This window comes from Shinella sp. HY16, from assembly GCF_028534175.1.
Classification (GTDB): Bacteria; Pseudomonadota; Alphaproteobacteria; order Rhizobiales; family Rhizobiaceae; genus Shinella.
This window is the reverse complement of record NZ_JAHYXL010000001.1, coordinates 3,815,001-3,832,951: the sequence shown is the minus strand read 5'-3', so window position 1 is coordinate 3,832,951 and position 17,951 is coordinate 3,815,001. Positions and strand designations below refer to the sequence as shown.

General features: G+C 63.2%; 15 protein-coding genes, 1 tRNA gene and 2 rRNA genes (1 of these 18 only partly in view). 8 read left to right on the top strand and 10 right to left on the bottom strand.

Annotated features, from left to right (window positions below; translation table 11 throughout):
* The first annotated feature begins 88 nt into the window (after positions 1-88).
* The 3 genes from K0P03_RS18750 to K0P03_RS18740 are packed head-to-tail and all read left to right on the top strand — an operon-like array spanning position 89 to position 1,777.
* Positions 89-1,057 (top strand): LysR family transcriptional regulator, encoded by a 969-nt coding sequence (locus K0P03_RS18750; protein ID WP_272790317.1) that lies wholly within the window; start codon positions 89-91, stop codon positions 1,055-1,057.
* A 37-nt stretch (positions 1,058-1,094) separates the two neighbouring features.
* Positions 1,095-1,349: a type II toxin-antitoxin system Phd/YefM family antitoxin gene (locus tag K0P03_RS18745; RefSeq protein WP_272790316.1), complete on the top strand. Its 255-nt coding sequence runs from the start codon at positions 1,095-1,097 to the stop codon at positions 1,347-1,349.
* Complete coding sequence (locus tag K0P03_RS18740; RefSeq protein WP_272790315.1) at positions 1,349-1,777, top strand: type II toxin-antitoxin system VapC family toxin; 429 nt, start codon at positions 1,349-1,351, stop codon at positions 1,775-1,777. The genes K0P03_RS18745 and K0P03_RS18740 overlap by 1 nt, the downstream gene beginning before the upstream one ends.
* 6 nt (positions 1,778-1,783) lie before the next feature.
* On the opposite strand, the gene xdhC is transcribed toward K0P03_RS18740, so the two are convergent.
* The 4 genes from xdhC to uraH are packed head-to-tail and all read right to left on the bottom strand — an operon-like array spanning position 1,784 to position 6,901.
* Positions 1,784-2,629 carry a xanthine dehydrogenase accessory protein XdhC gene (xdhC, locus tag K0P03_RS18735; RefSeq protein ID WP_272790314.1) on the bottom strand — a complete coding sequence of 282 codons (846 nt, stop codon included), beginning with the start codon at positions 2,627-2,629 and terminating at the stop codon, positions 1,784-1,786.
* Positions 2,630-2,677: 48 nt separating this feature from the next.
* Complete coding sequence (gene xdhB / locus K0P03_RS18730) at positions 2,678-5,044, bottom strand: xanthine dehydrogenase molybdopterin binding subunit (RefSeq protein WP_272790313.1); 2,367 nt, start codon at positions 5,042-5,044, stop codon at positions 2,678-2,680.
* A gap of 3 nt (positions 5,045-5,047) precedes the next feature.
* Positions 5,048-6,532 carry a xanthine dehydrogenase small subunit gene (gene xdhA / locus K0P03_RS18725; protein ID WP_023515077.1) on the bottom strand — a complete coding sequence of 495 codons (1,485 nt, stop codon included), beginning with the start codon at positions 6,530-6,532 and terminating at the stop codon, positions 5,048-5,050.
* 3 nt (positions 6,533-6,535) lie between these two features.
* Entirely contained in the window at positions 6,536-6,901 is a 366-nt protein-coding gene (uraH, locus tag K0P03_RS18720) for a hydroxyisourate hydrolase (protein WP_272790312.1), read from the bottom strand.
* Between the two features lie 162 nt (positions 6,902-7,063).
* On the opposite strand from uraH, the gene puuE reads away from it, so the two are divergent.
* From puuE to K0P03_RS18695, 5 genes are all read left to right on the top strand, one after another.
* Positions 7,064-8,482 (top strand): allantoinase PuuE, encoded by a 1,419-nt coding sequence (puuE, locus tag K0P03_RS18715; RefSeq protein WP_272790311.1) that lies wholly within the window; start codon positions 7,064-7,066, stop codon positions 8,480-8,482.
* 11 nt (positions 8,483-8,493) lie between these two features.
* Entirely contained in the window at positions 8,494-9,510 is a 1,017-nt protein-coding gene (gene alc, locus K0P03_RS18710) for an allantoicase (RefSeq protein ID WP_272790310.1), read from the top strand.
* On the top strand, positions 9,507-9,992 hold the full coding sequence (locus K0P03_RS18705) for an ureidoglycolate lyase (protein WP_272790309.1): 486 nt from the start codon (positions 9,507-9,509) through the stop codon (positions 9,990-9,992). The genes alc and K0P03_RS18705 overlap by 4 nt, the downstream gene beginning before the upstream one ends.
* Before the next feature lie 97 nt (positions 9,993-10,089).
* Positions 10,090-10,701, top strand: coding sequence for a winged helix-turn-helix domain-containing protein (locus K0P03_RS18700; RefSeq protein WP_272790308.1), 612 nt, complete (start codon positions 10,090-10,092; stop codon positions 10,699-10,701).
* The gene (locus tag K0P03_RS18695; RefSeq protein WP_272790307.1) at positions 10,685-11,482 is read left to right on the top strand and encodes an SRPBCC family protein; all 798 of its coding nucleotides are present in this window, start codon (positions 10,685-10,687) and stop codon (positions 11,480-11,482) included. Before K0P03_RS18700 ends, K0P03_RS18695 begins: the two co-directional genes overlap by 17 nt.
* Before the next feature lie 177 nt (positions 11,483-11,659).
* Here the strand turns inward: K0P03_RS18695 and K0P03_RS18690 are convergent, their stop codons facing one another.
* The 6 genes from K0P03_RS18690 to K0P03_RS18665 all read right to left on the bottom strand — a co-directional run.
* Positions 11,660-12,952 carry an NCS2 family permease gene (locus tag K0P03_RS18690; protein ID WP_023516878.1) on the bottom strand — a complete coding sequence of 431 codons (1,293 nt, stop codon included), beginning with the start codon at positions 12,950-12,952 and terminating at the stop codon, positions 11,660-11,662.
* Positions 12,953-13,282: 330 nt separating this feature from the next.
* Positions 13,283-13,741, bottom strand: a complete 459-nt coding sequence (locus tag K0P03_RS18685) for a YbaK/EbsC family protein (protein ID WP_023514690.1) — start codon at positions 13,739-13,741, stop codon at positions 13,283-13,285.
* 71 nt (positions 13,742-13,812) lie between these two features.
* Positions 13,813-15,210 carry a DUF2793 domain-containing protein gene (locus K0P03_RS18680; protein ID WP_272790306.1) on the bottom strand — a complete coding sequence of 466 codons (1,398 nt, stop codon included), beginning with the start codon at positions 15,208-15,210 and terminating at the stop codon, positions 13,813-13,815.
* Positions 15,211-15,333: 123 nt separating this feature from the next.
* Positions 15,334-15,410 (bottom strand) — tRNA-Met (locus K0P03_RS18675).
* Positions 15,411-15,679: 269 nt separating this feature from the next.
* Positions 15,680-15,794 (bottom strand): 5S ribosomal RNA (gene rrf / locus K0P03_RS18670).
* 238 nt (positions 15,795-16,032) lie between these two features.
* Positions 16,033-17,951, bottom strand: a 23S ribosomal RNA gene (locus K0P03_RS18665) (it continues 880 nt past the right edge of the window).

The following is a 17,951-nucleotide window of genomic DNA, read 5'->3' as shown; positions in this document are numbered from 1 at the left end:
GGAAATCCCGGTGAATCCCGAACACTTTCAAAAAAATCTAAAAGATGGCCGCCTCTTTGCTCTGCACGCCAATGTGGTAGAAAGGGCCATGTCCTATCTCGATAATGTGCGCGTCTTCGTTCGCGTGGTCGAACTCGGTACCCTTTCGGCGGCGGGGCGCGACCAACGTGTCACTCCCGCGGTCGCCAGCAATCGCATCAAGGAGCTGGAACGCCATCTCGGCGTGCGGCTGTTCAACCGCACGACGCGCAAGCTCTCGCCGACCGAACATGGCCGCGTGTTCTACGAGGGCGCCGTGAAGATCATCGAGGCGGTGAACGAGGCGGAGGCGGCGATCGCCGACCTCTCGCGCAATCCCAAGGGCTCGCTCCGCATCACCGCGCCGCTCGGCATCGGCCGGCGCCTCATCGCGTCGGGCATTCCGGAGTTCCACGACAAGTATCCCGACATCGAGGTGCGGGTACGCTTGTCGGATCACAATGTCGATATCCTCGCCGAGGGCGTCGACGTCGCCTTCAAGCTCGGCGTGCTCGAGGATTCGAACCTGCGCATGCGCGGCATCCTCAATTGCGAGCGTGTGCTCTGCGCTTCGCCCGCCTATCTTTCCCGCCGCGGCAGACCCGCCACTGCAGACGCGCTGATCGCCGAAAAGCACGACTGTCTGCTGCTGCGCTATCCCGGCTCGAAGGAGTATTACTGGACGCTGGTGACGGCCGAAGGCGTACGCAAGTTCGAGGTCGCCGGCCCCTATGACAGCGACGACGGCGACGTGCTCACCCAATGGGCGCTGGAAGGCCGGGGCATCATCAACAAGCCGCTCTTCGAGGTGAAGGCCCACCTTGCCGAGGGCCGCCTGGTGGAAATCCTGAAGGACAGCCCACCCGCCTCCGTGCAGCTCGCGGCAATCTACCCGCACAAGCGCTTTCAGGATCCGAAAGTGCGGCTGATGATCGATTTCATGGCCGAGCGATGTCAGCGGCTGATCGGCCGGCTGCTCGGAGAGGAACCGGTCGCTGACGGCAAAGCAGAGTTTGTTGAAGTGAATGGCGAAAAATAGTATATTTCCTGCTGGAATATACTAGGTGGAGAAGCCTATGTCCTTCGCCTCCATGACCAGCGCCGACTTCAACCAGAATCCAAGCAAGGCAAAGAAGGCGGCAAACGAAGGCCCCCTCGTCATCACCGAACATGGCGAGGCGAGCTATGTGCTTATCCGCTACGACGATTTCAAGGACCACTGGCGAAAGTCGAAAAGCCTGTACGACGCCCTCAATGACAAGGGTTCGAAGTTCGATGACGATTTTACGCCCGAACGCGTCAGCTTCGAGGGACGGGACGTCGAATTCTGATGGCATTCCTGATCGATACGAATGTTGTTTCCGCATCCCGCAGGGCTGAGCGTCAAGCCATTGAATTTCAGCAGTTCCTCCATACGTTCGATGTCGAGACCGCTTATCTTTCGACGATAACGATCATGGAGATCGAATTCGGCATACAACGCGAACGTCTTCGTAATCCCGATTTTGCCGATGACCTTTCTCTATGGCGGACGGCCCACGTGCTGCCGGAATTTTTCGCAAGGCTTCTGCCATTCGATATGCAGACGGCCTCGATCGCAAGCCGGTTGCCGACACCCGGAAAGAAGCCGACCGCCGACGGCATGATTGCGGCGACAGCGCTCGCCAACAATTTGGTCGTCGTCACACGCAATCTTTCAGATTTTCAGCCGCTCGGGGTCCCCTGCCTCAACCCTTGGGAAACGGCTCCCAGGGAATAGACGGCCTCACCCCTTGGCAAGGACCGCCTTGTTGCACGCGCCCGTCCAGGTCAGCGCCGCCGTCATGATCTCGGCGGCCGCGAGCGCTGCGATCACCGTCGGGCGCTTGTCCTTCACGACCGTACCGCCGATCGGGCAGACCAGGCGATCGAAAAGGTCCGGCTGGCCGATCTCGCGCGACAGCCAGTTGCGGAAGGTCGTGCGCTTGGTCTTTGAACCGATCATGCCGACATAGGCGGCATCGCTGCGCTTCAGCGCCTCGGCCGTGATCAGGAAATCCAGCGCGTGATCGTGGGTCAGGACAACAAAACTGCTGCCGGCCGGCGCATCGCGCACCACGGCCTCGGGCATGGCGGTGAGACAGGTCTCGATGCGCGGCACCGTCGAGGCGACGAGCTCGTCCTCGCGCGTATCCACCAGCACGACGCGCAGCGGGGCGAGCGACAGCGCCATGGCGAGCGCATCACCGACATGGCCGGCGCCGAAGACATAGACGTGCGGCCGCAGGGCCATCTCGCGGTCGCTGCGGGCGACGAGATCGCGCGCCAGCGCCGGGTTCATGGCAGTGAAGGTGAGGCCGACGCGCCCGCCGCAGCACTGGCCGATCTCCGGGCCGAGCGGCACGCTCATCGGCTCGGCGGCAGCGCCCAGGCGCAGTGCTCGCCGGGCCTGATCGATCGCCATGTATTCGAGCTGGCCGCCGCCGATCGTCGCGAAGATCTCCCGTTCCGAGACCAGCATGAAGGCATCCGTGTCGCGCGGCGTGGAGCCCGCCGCACCCGTCACCTCGACCAGGATCGCCCCCGGCGCCCGGCGCAGGAAATCCCTGATATCTTCGCGCGCGGCAGGCATGGCCTCACCCCTTGCTTTCTTTGCCGCAATTCCGGACGGAAAACCGCATCACACTTTTCCTGGAGCTGCTTGGGCCGCCTTGAGACGCTCGATCGCCATCAGCACGCATTCGGGTGTCGCCGGGGCGTCGAGCCGTGGGCAGATCTGATAGTCCGCCACGCTCGCCACCGCATCCGACAGCGCATGCAGCACGGCAAGGCCGAGCGGCAGCGGCGGCTCGCCAACCGCCTTGGAGCGGTGGATCGTCGGCTCGTAGGCTTCCGACCAGTCGGTCAGCGCGACGTTGAAGATCTTCGGGCGATCCGAGGCGAGCGGGATCTTGTAGGTGGAGGGCGCGTGGGTGCGAAGCCGCCCCTTGCCGTCCCACCACAATTCCTCCGTGGTCAGCCAACCCATGCCCTGGATGAAACCGCCTTCGACCTGGCCGATGTCGATGATCTTGTTCAGCGACCGGCCGGTATCGTGCAGGATGTCGGTGCGCTCGACGACATATTCGCCGGTCAGCGTGTCGACCGAAACCTCAGAGCAGGCCGCGCCATAGGCGTAGTAATAGAACGCGTGGCCGCGGCCCTTCGAGCGGTCCCAGTGGATCTTCGGCGTCTTGTAGAAGCCGGCCGCCGAGAGCTGGACGCGCGCCATATAGGCCTTCTTCACGAGATCGTTGAAGGACATCTCGGAATTGCCGATCCGCACGCGGTTCGGCAGGAAGACGACCTGATCGCGTGGCACCTGATGGCTTTCCGCAGCGAAATCGATCAGCCGGTCCTTGATCTGGCGCGCGGCGTTCTGCGCCGCCATGCCGTTGAGGTCGGCGCCGGACGAAGCCGCGGTCGGTGAGGTGTTCGGCACCTTGGCCGTCGTCGTCGCGGTGATTTTCACCCGGTCGAGATCGATCTGGAACTCTTCCGCCACCACCTGCGCCACCTTCAGGTGCAGGCCCTGGCCCATTTCCGTGCCGCCGTGATTCATGTGCACGGAACCGTCCGTGTAGACATGCACCAGCGCGCCGGCCTGGTTGGATTCCGTCTTGGTGAAGGAGATGCCGAACTTGACCGGCGTCAGTGCCAGGCCGCGCTTGACGATGCGGCTCTTCGCATTGAACGCCTGGATCGCCTTGCGGCGGCCGGCATAGTCGGCGCTCTCTTCGAGTTCGGCGACGATGCGCTGGATGATGCAGTCCTCCACCTTCTGGTGGTAGGGCGTGAGGTTGCGGGTCCCCTCGACGCCCATCGCATCGTAGAAATTCAGCTTGCGGATATCCAGCGGGTCCTTGCCGACGGCGAAGGCCACCTCGTCGATGACACGCTCGGCGCCCACCATGCCCTGCGGGCCGCCGAAACCGCGGAAGGCGGTGTTCGACACGGTGTTGGTGTGCAGCAGCGCCGTCTTGGCGTGCACATGCGGGAAGAAATAGGCGTTGTCGCAGTGGAACAGCGCGCGGTCGCCCACCGGACCGGAGAGGTCCGCCGAAAAGCCGGCGCGAAGCGCGAAGGTGTAGTCGATGCCGAGAATGCGGCCCTCGTCGTCGAAGCCGACATCATAGTCGATGGCGAAATCGTGCCGCTTGCCGGTCGCCACCATGTCCTCGTCGCGGTCAAGGCGAAGCTTGACGGCGCGGCCCAGCTTCTTGGCGGCGATGGCGGCGAGCGCAGCGCACTGGTTGGCCTGGGTCTCCTTGCCGCCGAAGCCGCCGCCCATGCGGCGCACCTCCACGGTCACGGCGTGGCTCGGCACGCCGAGCGCATGGGCGACGAGATGCTGCGTCTCGCTCGGCCCCTGGGTGGAGCAATAGACGGTGACCTCGTCATCCTCGCCGGGTACGGCGAGCGAGACCTGGCCTTCGAGATAGAAATGGTCCTGCCCGCCCAGCCGCATGCGGCCCTTCACCCGGCGCGGCGCGCTGTCGAGGGCCGCGGCCGCATCGCCGCGCTTCAGCGTCAGCGGCGGAAAGACCTGGCGATGCGTCGTCTGGTCGAGGTCCCAGATGTCGATATTGGCGGGCAGCTCCTCGTATTCGACCTTGGCCAGGCGCGCAGCGCGGCGGGCTTCCTCGCGCGTTTCCGCGATCACGCAGAAGATCGGCTGGCCGTGGAACTCCACCTTGCCGGCGGCGAGCACCGGATCGTCATGCATGCCCGAGGGCGAGATGTCGTTATCGCCGGGCACGTCCTCATAGGTCAGCACGTCGACGACGCCGGGCGCGGCGCGCACCGCCGAAAGGTCGAGGGACTTCACGGTACCGTGGGCGACCGTGGAGAGGCCGAGGCCGGCATGCAGCGTGCCGGCGGGCTCGGTGATGTCGTCGATATAGACGGCCGTGCCGGCAACGTGCTTGTGTGCGGAATCGTGGCGCGGGCTCGAATGCACGCCGCCGGTGATCTTTTCCGCCTTGAGGTCTGGAGTGTGCTTGTTCATGGCTTACGCAGCCTCGTATCTGGACACCTGCGCGGGCTCTGCGCTGGTCGTCGTTTCCACATAGAACCGCAAGAGCAGGTTCTTCGCCACCAGCGCGCGGTATTCCGCTGTCGCGCGCATGTCGGTCAGCGGCGCATAGTCCTCGGCATATTTCGCCATGGCCGCTTCCACCGTCGCCTCCGTCCAGCTCTGACCGAGCAGTGCCTTTTCGACGGCAAAGGCACGCTTCGGCGTCGCCGCCATGCCGCCATAAGCGATGGTGATGGCAGCGACCGTGCCGTCGGCAGCAAGCGCCAGGCGGAAGGCGCCGAGCGTTGCGGTAATGTCCTCGTCGCGGCGCTTGGTCACCTTGTAGACGGCGAACTTTTCCGCCGCAGGGGGAACGGGCACCGCAAGGGATTCCACGAATTCGCCCGGCTGACGGTCCTGCTTGCCATAGGCGATGAAGAAATCCTCAAGCGGGATGGTGCGCCGTTCCGCGCCCTTGCGCAAGGTCACCGACGCACCGAGCGCGATCAGCGCCGGCGGCGTGTCGCCGATCGGCGAACCGTTGGCGACATTGCCGCCGATCGTGCCCATGTTGCGCACCTGCTGGCCGCCGATCCGGGTGATGAGCGGGCCGAGCGCCGGAATGTGCTGCGAAAGCGTCGCGATGGCCTCGGTATAGGTGACGCCGGCGCCGAGCGTGATCACGTCGTCCTTCACCGCAATCGCCTTCATCTCCTGAAGGCCGGCAATGAAGACGACCGGCGTGATGTCGCGCATGTGCTTGGTGACCCAAAGGCCGACATCGGTGGAACCCGCCACGATCGTGGCGGCGGGTTCCGCCTCCAGCATAGCGGCGAAATCGTCGAGATTCGCCGGCACGACGAACCGCTTCCTGCCTTCGCCGACTTCGACGCGCGCGCCATCGGCAAGTGCCCGGAGGCGCTTGATCATCGTCTGACGTTCGGCGAGAAGCGGGTCCTTCTCCGTGCCGCCATAGGTGGAAATAGCGCGGGCGGCGCGCAGGATCGGCTCATAGCCGGTGCAGCGACAGAGATTGCCCTGCAGCGCAGTCTCGATCTCCTGATCGCTCGGGTTCGGCGCCTGCATCCACAGTGCATAGAGCGACATGACGAAACCCGGCGTGCAGAAGCCGCATTGCGAACCGTGATAGTCCACCATGGCCTGTTGCACGGGGTGCAGGCGGCCGTCGCGGGCGGCGAGATGCTCGACGGTGACGACATGACAGCCATCCAGCGAGCCGAGGAAGCGGATGCAGGCATTGACGCCTTCGTAAACAAGGCCGTCCTCAGGTGTCAGCCTGCCCACCAGCACCGTGCAGGCGCCGCAGTCGCCTTCGGCGCAGCCTTCCTTGGTGCCCTTCAACAGGCGGGACAACCGCAGCCAGTCGAGCAATGTCTGGTCCGGCCCGACGTCGCTGACAACAACGTCCTGGCCATTGAGGATGAAACGCAGTTCCGCGCGGATCGAGACGGCCGCCATGGATTAGCTCCCGCGATAGGTTGAATAGCTGAAGGGCGAGACGAGCAGCGGCACATGGTAATGCGCGCCCTCGTCGGCAAGGCCGAAGCGAATGGGGATGATGTCGAGGAACAACGGGCTATCCCCCGTGCGGCCGAGATAATCGCCGGCGTGGAAACGCAGCTCGTAGGTGCCGGCCTTCATCGTCTCGCCGGCGAGCAGCGGCGCATCGCAGCGGCCGTCATCGTTCGTCTCGGTGGTCTTGAGAAGACGCAGTGTGTCGCCCTCCACCTGGTAGAGATCGATGCGCAGGCCTTCTGCCGGCTTGCCGCGCGCCGTGTCCAGCACATGGGTGGTGAGGCGGCCGGCGCCTTGCGAATGAGTTTGCATGTTTTTCCTCCCGAACACAGCACTCCGATAATCACTATCCTCCAGCCTCTTGCCACTGAAAAGCAGCAGGATCGTTCGAGACTTTCAAAATTTCCGTAGGGAATGACACGGGCGATTTGCGGTTAGAAATTCTGCATCGAAAGCGTTTGGAGGAGCGTTCCCATGCGATATTGCCGTGACATGCACGGATATGGACAGACACCGCCGGCTGCCGGGTGGCCGGACGAGGCACGCGTCGCCGTACAGTTCGTGCTGAACTACGAAGAAGGTGGCGAGAATTGTGTGTTGCACGGCGATGCGGCATCGGAAGCCTTTCTCTCCGAGATCGTCGGCGCCGCCCAATGGCCGGGCCAGCGCCACTGGAACATGGAATCGATCTACGAATACGGCGCGCGCGCCGGCTTCTGGCGCCTGCACCGGCTGCTGACGGAAAAGAACGTGCCCGTCACGGTCTACGGCGTCGCCACCGCGCTCCGCCGCTCGCCCGCCCAGGTGGCCGCCATGCAGGAGGCCGGCTGGGAAATCGCCTCGCACGGCCTCAAATGGGTCGAGCACAAGGACATGACGGTGGAGGACGAACGCGCGGCCATTGCCGAGGCAATCCGCCTGCACACGCTCGTCACCGGCGAACGGCCGCGCGGCTGGTATACCGGCCGCTGTTCGGTCAACACCGTCGATCTCGTCACCGAAGCCGGCGGCTTCGACTATGTTTCCGATACCTATTCCGACGACCTGCCCTACTGGCACGAGCATGGCGGCCGGCAGCAGCTGATCATCCCCTACACGCTCGACGCCAACGACATGCGCTTCGCGACGCCCCAGGGCTTCAACAGCGGCGACCAGTTCTTCAGCTACCTGAAGGATAGTTTCGACGCGCTCTATGCGGAAGGCGCCAAGGGCAGCCCGAAGATGATGAGCATCGGCCTGCACTGCCGCCTGATCGGCCGGCCGGGCCGCGTCATGGCGCTCGCCCGCTTCATCGACTATGTGCAGAGCCACGAAAAAGTCTGGATCGCCCGCCGCGTCGACATCGCCGAGCACTGGGCAAAAACCCATCCGCCAAAGCCGGTCGCAGAGCGCCCGTCGCAGATGGCGGAAGAGGCGTTCGTCAAACGCTTCGGCGATATCTTCGAGCACTCCCCCTGGATCGCCCGGCGCGCCTTCGCCGACGAACTTTCGCCGGCGAACGATACCGCGATCGGCCTTTCTGCCGCGCTCACCTTCCAGTTCCGTGCGGCGAGCGAGGAGGAGCGTCTGGGCGTTCTTGTCGCCCACCCGGATCTCGCCGGCAAGCTGGCCGTGGCCAAGCGCCTGACGGCAAGCTCGACGGAAGAGCAGGCGTCGGCCGGTCTCGACGCGCTGACCGACGAGGAGCGCGCACGCTTCACCGAGCTCAACAACCGCTATGTCGAAAAATTCGGCTTCCCGTTCATCATCGCCGTGCGCGACAACACCAAGGCGAGCATTCTCGCCGCCTTCGAAAAACGCATCGCGAACGACCGCGTCGCCGAATTCGCCACCGCCTGCAAGCAGGTCGAGCGAATCGGCTATCTGCGGCTCAATTCGCTGCTGCCGGCCTGAGCGACCGCGTCATGTCGAGCGGCGCCACGCCTTCGTTCACACGCGGAACGATCAACCTTGCCTCGGCCGGCCTCGGGGCAAGGGGTATCTTCGCCACGGACGCGTTTTTCGGTCCGCTGTCGCGCATGCTGGCCGACGAGCCCGCCGTCTACAAGCCCGGCGTCTATGACGAGCACGGCAAATGGATGGACGGCTGGGAGACGCGGCGGCGGCGCGGGCCGGGGCATGACCATGCGATCGTTGCACTGGCAACGCCCGGCCGCATCAAAGGCTTTGAGGTGGATACGGCACATTTTACCGGCAACTACCCGACGGCCTGCGCCATAGAGGGCTGTCTTGCGCCTGGCGGGCCGGGCGAGGCTACGGTGTGGACGCCCCTTTTGGCCGCAAGCCCACTCGGGCCGAATGCCCCGCATTTCTTCGATTGCGCCACGGACGGGCTGTTCAGCCATGTGCGGCTGCGCATCTATCCCGATGGCGGGGTGGCAAGGCTGCGCGTCCACGGACTTCCGGCGCTCGACCGCAGCGCCGCCGAAAACGAACCGATCGATCTTGCCGCCGCTCTTGCGGGCGGGACCGTCGTCGCGCTCTCGAACGGGCACTACGGCCACCAGCGCTTGCTCGCGCCCGGTCGCGGCATCAATATGGGTGACGGCTGGGAGACCAGCCGCCGCCGTACACCGGGCCACGAATGGATCGTGGTCAGGCTTGCCGCACGGGCGACGATCGAAAGCATCGTCGTCGATACCGCCCATTTCAAGGGCAACTACCCGGATGCCTGCTCCCTGCAGGCCGCCGACCTGACGGGCACGACGGGGGACCTCCCCACCCTTGTCACCGCCGCGTCGATGTTCTGGCAGGAGATCCTGCCCGAGCAGAAACTTGCCGCCGACCGTATCCATACGTTCGACGGCAATCTCGTGAAACGGGCGGACGCCGTGACGCATGTCCGCCTGAACATCCATCCGGACGGCGGTGTCAGCCGCCTGCGCATTTTTGGCCATCTGGCCGAGGGAGGAAAGACATGAAGACCATCGAGATCAAGCCGCTCACCCGCGAGGCCTTCGCGCCCTTCGGCCAGGTGATCGAGCAGGACGGTGCCCACAACTTCCCGATCAATGCGGGAAAATGCACCCGCTACCATGACCTCGCCAATATCGAGACGACGGGTGACAAAGCCCGGCCGATGATCAGTCTCCTGCGCGGCGAGCCCTATTCCCTGCCGCTGGAGCTGACGATGGTGGAGCGCCACCCGCTCGGCAGCCAGGCCTTCATTCCCTTGAGTGATGCCTCGTTCCTCGTCGTCGTCGCCGGGGAGACCGAGAACGGACCCACTGAGCCGATCGCCTTCCGCACCGCGCCCGGCCAGGGCGTCAATATCGGCCGCAATGTCTGGCACGGCATCCTGACACCGCTCGACACCGTCTCCGATTTCGCTGTTGTGGATCGCGGCGGGGAGGGCGTGAACCTCGAGGAGCATTTCTATTCGGAACCCTTCCTGATCCGCTGATCCACCCACCGGGATCACGGATCCGCCGGCCCGCCTCCACGGGCCGGCACTTTTTTGAGTCCATTGACAAATTTTCTTGTCAATGGAATCCTGCCACATGCTCGATCTCGATATCCTTGACACACCGGCCGCCGTTGCCCTTGCCCTCGACCCCGTGAAGGCGCGCCTGCTCGCCGAGCTTTCCACGCCAGCCTCCGCAGCCACGCTCGCCGGTCGGGTGGGACTGACACGCCAGAAGGTGAACTATCACCTCAGGGCGCTGGAGGACGAGAGGCTGGTGGAACAGGCCGAGGCCCGCCAGTGGGGCGGCATCACCGAGCGGCTGATGGTGGCAACGGCGCGCTCCTATGTCGTCTCGCCGGCCGCGCTGGGGCCGGTCGGGGCCGATCCCGATGTTTCCGGCGACCGGTTCTCGGCAAGTTATCTCGTGGCACTCGCCGCCCGCAGCCTGCGCGAGGTCGGCATGCTCTGGCGTGGCGCGCGCGCTGCAGACAAGCGGCTTGCCACGCTCTCCATCGACACGACGATCCGCTTCGCCTCCCCCGCCGCGCGCGCCGCCTTCACGGCCGATCTCACCGCGGCGGTCGCAACGCTCACCGCCCGCTACCACGACGAACAGGCCCCGGCCGGGCGGGCGCACCGGCTGGTCGTCGCCGCCTATCCCGCACCACCAGACAAGGAAAGGAAGTCCGATGCCGACGAAATTTGACGCCAGCGGCAAACGCTGGGTGGAAATGGAGTTTCTCGTTCCCGGCACGCCCGAGGAGGTCTGGCATGCCATGGCGACCGGCCCCGGCAACGCCGCCTGGTTCACCCGGGCCGAGATCGAGGAGAAGATCGGCGGCCAGCTCACCTTCCACTTCATGCCTGGGGTCACCTCCGGCGGCACGGTCACCGGCTGGGAGCCGCCACACCGCTTCGGTTATGTGGAGGTCGGCTGGGCGGATAATGCCCCGCCGATCGCCACGGAGATTTCCATCACCGCCCGCTCGGGCGACGAGTGCCTCGTGCGCATGGTGCATTCCCTCTTCAGCTCAACGGACGACTGGGACGACCAGATGGAGGGGTTCGAGTCCGGCTGGCCCGGATTCATCGAGGTGCTGCGGCTCTATCTCGCACACCATGCCGGCCAACCCGCTGCCTCTTTCCAGCTGTCCGCCGAAGCAGCGGGCGATGGCCTCGTCACATGGCGCAAGCTGCTCGACGGCCTCGGCCACGAGACGGCCGATGTCGGCGAAAACTGGACCGTCGAAGCCGGCGAAATGTTTTTCGGCGAGGTCGTCGGCGTGCGGCAGGACGATCGGCAGCGCTACGTGCTGGTCCGCATCGATGGCGAAATGCCGGGCGTCGGCCTCTTCGGCCTCTACCGTACGGGCGAAGCGATCCGCCTCAGCGTCTGCCGCTTCTTCTACGGAGAGAAGGCTGCGCAGGTGGCCATGGCAAGCGAACCGGAATGGCAGGCTTGGCTGGACGGTGTCGCCCGGCCCTGACATGCAAAAAGGGCCGCGCTCATCACGCGGCCCTTTTGATGTGTCGCACGAACCCCTCTACCATCAGCTTGGCCCTGACCCGAGCCCCCATCAGCCGTGGCGGCAGATGGATCCTCGGCCAAACGCCGAGGATGACGATGGAGTTTGTGGTACGGTCCGCCCGAATGATCGGGCCCCTTATTCCGCGAAAAAGGCGAAGCGGATGATGAAGAGGGCCGCGACGATCGCCGTTGCCGGATGGATCTGCTTCCACTTGCCGGTGAAGAACTTCAAGACGACATAGCTGACGAAGCCGAAGGCAAGGCCGTTGGCGATCGAGTAGGTGAAGGGCATGGCGAGCGCAGTGAGCGCAGCCGGAGCCGCTTCCGTCAGGTCATCCCACTCGATTTCCGTCAGTTCGCGCATCATCAGGCCTGCGACATAGAGCAGGGCCGGTGCCGTCGCATAGCTCGGCACGGAGCCGGCGAGCGGCGAGATGAAGAGGGCAGCGAGGAACAGGATAGCGACGGTGAAGGCGGTGAGGCCCGTGCGACCGCCGGCCTGCACGCCCGAAGCGCTTTCGACATAGGCCGTGGTGCTGCTCGTGCCGATCAGCGAGCCGGCAACGATTGCCGTGCTGTCGGCGAGAAGCGCGCGGCCGAGGCGGCTCTGCTTGCCTTCCTGGATGAGGTTGGCACGCTTGGCCACGCCGATCAGCGTGCCGGTCGCATCGAACACTTCGACGAGCACGAAGACGAGGATGACATGCAGCAGGCCGCCGTGCAGCGCACCCATGATGTCGAGCTGCAGGAAGGTCGGCATGATCGACGGCGGGGCGGAAACGAGGCCGCGGAACTCGCTGACGCCAAAAATCCAGGAGAGGACCGTGACGGCGAGAATGCCGATCAGGATCGCCCCCTTGACGCGCAGCGCATCAAGCACGGCAATGATGAAGAAACCGAGGATGGCGAGCAGCGGGCCGGTCTGCTTGAGGTCGCCGAGACCGACGAGCGTCGCCGGATTGTCGACGACGATGCCGGAACTCTTCAGGGCGATGATGCCGAGGAAGAGGCCGATACCGGCGGCGATCGCGCTGCGCAGCGAATGCGGAATGCCGGCAATCAGCCAGCTGCGCACACCGGTCACCGTCAGGATGACGAAGATGATACCGGAAATGAACACCGCACCCAGCGCCTGCTGCCAGGTGAAGCCGAGCGCCGCCACGACCGTGAAGGCGAAGAAGGCGTTGAGGCCCATGCCGGGCGCCATGCCGATCGGCCAGTTGGCGACGAGCGCCATGACCATGGAGCCGAGCGCGGCGGCAAGACAGGTGGCGACGAAGACGGCGTCGCGGTCCATGCCCGTCGTCGACAGGATGTCCGGGTTGACGAAGATGATATAGGACATGGTGAGGAAGGTCGTCAGACCCGCGATCACCTCGGTGCGCACGCTCGTTCCGTGCTCACTCAGCTTGAAAAACCGTTCAAACATGTTTTCTCCCCCTGGCGCGCCAGCGGCTGCGCCGTGCAAAACCTCCGGGCCAGATGCTCCTCCAGCAACCCGGGACCTAGCCGACGCTTCGCACTGCGAACCGCCTGCCCGCGGGTCTCCCCGCGTCCGCGCGCCGCTGTCCGCCGAAAGCCGGCCGCGGTTGATCACAGTTTCGTCATATTGCGTGTTCAGGCGGGATTTTTCCAGCCGGGCATTTCCCCGGATTTTCGCGAAACTCTTTCACGATTCGCTCGGCGGAGGGTTTTGGAGAAATCGCTCTGGCGACTTGTTTCGACTGGACTATCCGGCGCCAGCCGGAAAGCCGTGACGTCACTCGCAGACGTCGACCCATTCGCCCTTGACGAGGTCCGCCATGCGGTCCGGCGCAATGCGCACGGCAGCATTCGTCGCGCCTGCGGCCGGAACCACCTCGTCGAAAGGTTTCAGCGAGACGTCGCAATAGACGGGCACGGGCGCAGGCAGGCCGAACGGACAGACGCCACCGACCGGATGGGAGGTGACGGCCAGCACCTGCTCGGCATCGAGCATGCGCGGCTTTGCGGCAAAACGGTCCTTGAATTTCCGGTTGCTGAGCCGCGCCGTGCCGGCCGCAACGAGGAGCACGATCTCCTCGCCGACCCTGAGGCAGATCGTCTTGGCGATCTGTTCCGGCGCCACGCCATGCGCCGCGGCGGCAAGCGGCACGGTCGCAGAGCTCTCTTCGGTGACCAGCACCGCGACATCAGGCGCATTTTCGGAGAAGAAGGTACGGACGGATTCGAGCGACATGTCTTTTCATAACCAGTCCGGCAGCCCTCGCGCAAGGGCCGCCTGGAATGCAACGCATGCTATGCTTTTCCTCAGGCATAAATGCCACCGGTCGGATTGGTGCCCGCGAGGGTACCCGGCAGGAACGTCGTCGCCTTGCCGAACGTGTTGATGACCCCGTTGGTTTCGGCAATGTAGCGCCCGCCGGTGGCCGTGCCCGCTATGGTTGGATTGGAGAGCGCGACGGTGCCGCAGTTCGAGGCGGCGATGAACTGCGTGAAGGCGGGCGTGCCGGTCAACGTGAAAGTGCGGTTCGCGCCGGCAAGGTGGCCGACGCCGATATTCATGTGCCGCCGCGCACCCCCGGTGATCGTATAGTTGTCTTCCAGCACGATATGGCAGGGGCCGTCGCAGAAAATATGGTCGGCATTCGCGCCGACCGCGCCGAACTCCACCTTGCCGAGCCGCAGATGCACACCAAGGCCTACCGAAAGCGCATGGATGAGATCCGTTGCAATGGCGATCCGCACGCCGGCAACGCGCACCTGGGCCCCATTGCGAAAGCCGAGCCCCGAGGACAGCACGACCGAGGCCGGCGTCGTCTCGTTGCCCTTGATGACGAGCGTGCCCCCGCCGATCAGCGGCCGCGCGATGCTCGCCCCGGCATAGGTGCCGTTGGCGATCTCGATCGTCACGTCGAAGGAGGCACAGTCGAGATTGTGCGCCACGTCGATTGCCTTCTGGATCGTCGCGAAAGGCGCACCCGCCGTCAGCCCGTTGTTGCCGTCGCTCCCTGTCGTTGCGACATAGTAGGTCCGGTGCCCCGTCAGTTGCGGCCGGACGCCCACGACCCCGGCCGGAAACGTCACCCGCCCCGTCTCCGGATCGACGACCAGGGCGTCGTGGAAGGTGGAACCATCAGGGCTCACCTTGACGCTGAAGGCATCGCTCCCGGCAAGCCCCATTTCAGCCCGCCCCGACCAAGCACTCTGGAAGAGCAACGAGGCGGTATGGCCGGTCGCGGCCTTGTTGACCTTGATCTGGTGCCCCGTCCCCTCATGGGTGAAGAGGGAGGCTGGGGAGGCGACAGCGAACCTGTTTGTTAGATCGGCGGCTGTATTGATACCGAGGCGGTTTTGGGTGGTTGTATTGACGGTTGCGCTGGTCCAGGCGCCGTGCTGGAAGGCGAGCATGGTGTTTTCGTCTGTGGCATAGGCGATCCAGCCTTCTCTGGGTTGATAGAAGGTCCAGACGGCGTCCTGCCATGCGGCTATGGCGTTTTGGCTGCCGGCCCAGGCGCCGGTTGCGGCTGCGGGCACGATGTATCGATCGCCGGCGGCAGGGTTTGCCGGCGGGCTTGCGAGGCTCCTGCTTTTGACGGCGAGATGGAGGAGGGCATCGATGGTCTTGATGGCCTCGTTGTGGGTCACATGTTTCTGGGCCTGTGCGGGGATGATGTAGGGGAGATTGAGGTTTTCGGACGCGTCCATGGTTTCCGTCTCCGTTGCCGATTTCGTTGGCATTATAGGGCTGCGGCTAGCGGGGTGGAAAAGGGGGGTTGTTTTGGGGCTTCAAACGCAAAAAGCCCTCCGCGAAGGGAGGGCTTTTAGATTTGGTTGCGGGGGCAGGATTTGAACCTGCGGCCTTCAGGTTATGAGCCTGACGAGCTACCGGGCTGCTCCACCCCGCGTTACCCGGTTTTGCCGGAGGCAAAATACCGCGACGATTGTCTCGTCCTGAACGCTTTTTCCCGGTCCGGTTTTTGCCGGAGGCAAAACACCGTTGTATTTCTGTGGCCTCGCACCGAGGTCTGGAAAGCACAAAGGCCGCTTGAAGCGGCCCTTTGGTTTCGGCAGGGCCGAATGCGTGTCGAGAAGATCGTTGTCGGTATTTTACCTTGCGGTAAAAACCTGTCGGTATTTGTCTTTCGACAAAACCTGCTCACATTGCCTTTAGCAGACCTGGCAGCGACCTACTCTCCCGCGTCTTAAGACGAAGTACCATTGGCGCTGGGGCGTTTCACGGCCGTGTTCGGAATGGGAACGGGTGCGGCCACCCCGCCATGACCACCAGGTCGGCTAAGGGCAATGTGATGAGAAGCTGGTAGAAGGGGATGCCTTCATTTGTCTTATTTTATGAACACGTCTTTTTCTTCTGTGGGCAACGGAGCGTAGCTCCGCAAGACCAGAGGCCGTCGCGCCCCGGTTTTTGCAAAGCAAAATACCGTATGGCGCGGCCCGTCCGGAGCACTGCGTGCGTCAGGACAGAAGAGATGGCTCATCGAATTTATTCGATGAGCATGAACAATGAGAACGATCAAGCCAATCGAGCTATTAGTACCGGTAAGCTTCACACATTGCTGCGCTTCCACACCCGGCCTATCAACGTGGTCGTCTTCCACGGCTCTCAAGGGAATACTCGTTTTCAGGTTGGTTTCCCGCTTAGATGCCTTCAGCGGTTATCCATTCCATATATAGCTACCCTGCTATGCCCTTGGCAGGACAACAGGTCCACCAGAGATATGTCCATCCCGGTCCTCTCGTACTAGGGACAGATCCTGTCAATATTCCTACACCCACGGCAGATAGGGACCGAACTGTCTCACGACGTTCTGAACCCAGCTCACGTACCGCTTTAATTGGCGAACAGCCAAACCCTTGGGACCTGCTCCAGCCCCAGGATGCGATGAGCCGACATCGAGGTGCCAAACAACCCCGTCGATATGGACTCTTGGGGGTCATCAGCCTGTTATCCCCGGCGTACCTTTTATCCGTTGAGCGATGGCCCTTCCACGCGGGACCACCGGATCACTATGACCGACTTTCGTCTCTGCTCGACTTGTCAGTCTCGCAGTCAGGCGGGCTTATGCCATTGCACTCGACGACCGATTTCCGACCGGTCTGAGCCCACCATCGCGCGCCTCCGTTACTCTTTCGGAGGCGACCGCCCCAGTCAAACTACCCACCATACACTGTCCCGGACCCGGATGACGGGCCGCGGTTAGACATCCATGACGATAAGGGTGGTATTTCAAGGATGGCTCCACGCAAACTGGCGTCCGCGCTTCAAAGCCTACCACCTATCCTACACATGCCGACACGAATGCCAGTGTAAAGCTATAGTAAAGGTGCACGGGGTCTTTCCGTCTAACCGCAGGAACCCCGCATCTTCACGGGGAATTCAATTTCACTGAGTCTCTGCTGGAGACAGCGGGGAAGTCGTTACGCCATTCGTGCAGGTCGGAACTTACCCGACAAGGAATTTCGCTACCTTAGGACCGTTATAGTTACGGCCGCCGTTTACTGGGGCTTCGATTCAAAGCTTGCACCTCTCCTCTTAACCTTCCAGCACCGGGCAGGCGTCAGACCCTATACGTCGTCTTGCGACTTCGCAGAGCCCTGTGTTTTTGATAAACAGTCGCTACCCCCTGGTCTGTGCCACCCCAAAATACTTGCGTACCTTGGGGTCACGCTTCTTCCGAAGTTACGCGTGCAATTTGCCGAGTTCCTTCAGCAGAGTTCTCTCAAGCGCCTTGGTATGCTCTACCTGACCACCTGTGTCGGTTTCGGGTACGGTCTATACGGTGGAGCTATTTCCTGGAACCGCTTCCCCGCCCAGACAATCCAATAAGTCTGAACAAGTTACGCAATCCGTCACTACCACCAGGCCCACGAATATTAACGTGGTTCCCATCGACTACGCGTGTCCGCCTCGTCTTAGGGGCCGGCTAACCCTGCTCAGATTAACTTTAAGCAGGAACCCTTGGTCTTTCGGCGAGAGGGTCTCTCACCCTCTTTATCGTTACTCATGTCAACATTCGCACTTCCGATACCTCCAGAGGCCCTCACGGGTCCTCCTTCGCAGGCTTACGGAACGCTCCGCTACCACGTATCTTGCGATACATCCTCAGCTTCGGTGCATGGCTTTAGCCCCGTTACATTTTCGGCGCAAAGACCCTTATTTAGACCAGTGAGCTGTTACGCTTTCTTTAAATGATGGCTGCTTCTAAGCCAACATCCTGGTTGTTTTGGGATCCTCACATCCTTTCCCACTTAGCCATGACTTGGGGACCTTAGCTGGAGGTCAGGGTTGTTGCCCTTTTCACGACGGACGTTAGCACCCGCCGTGTGTCTGCCGACTAGTACTCTCAGGTATTCGGAGTTTGGTTAGGATCAGTAAGACGGTGAGTCCCCATAGCCCATCCAGTGCTCTACCCCCTGAGGTATTCGGT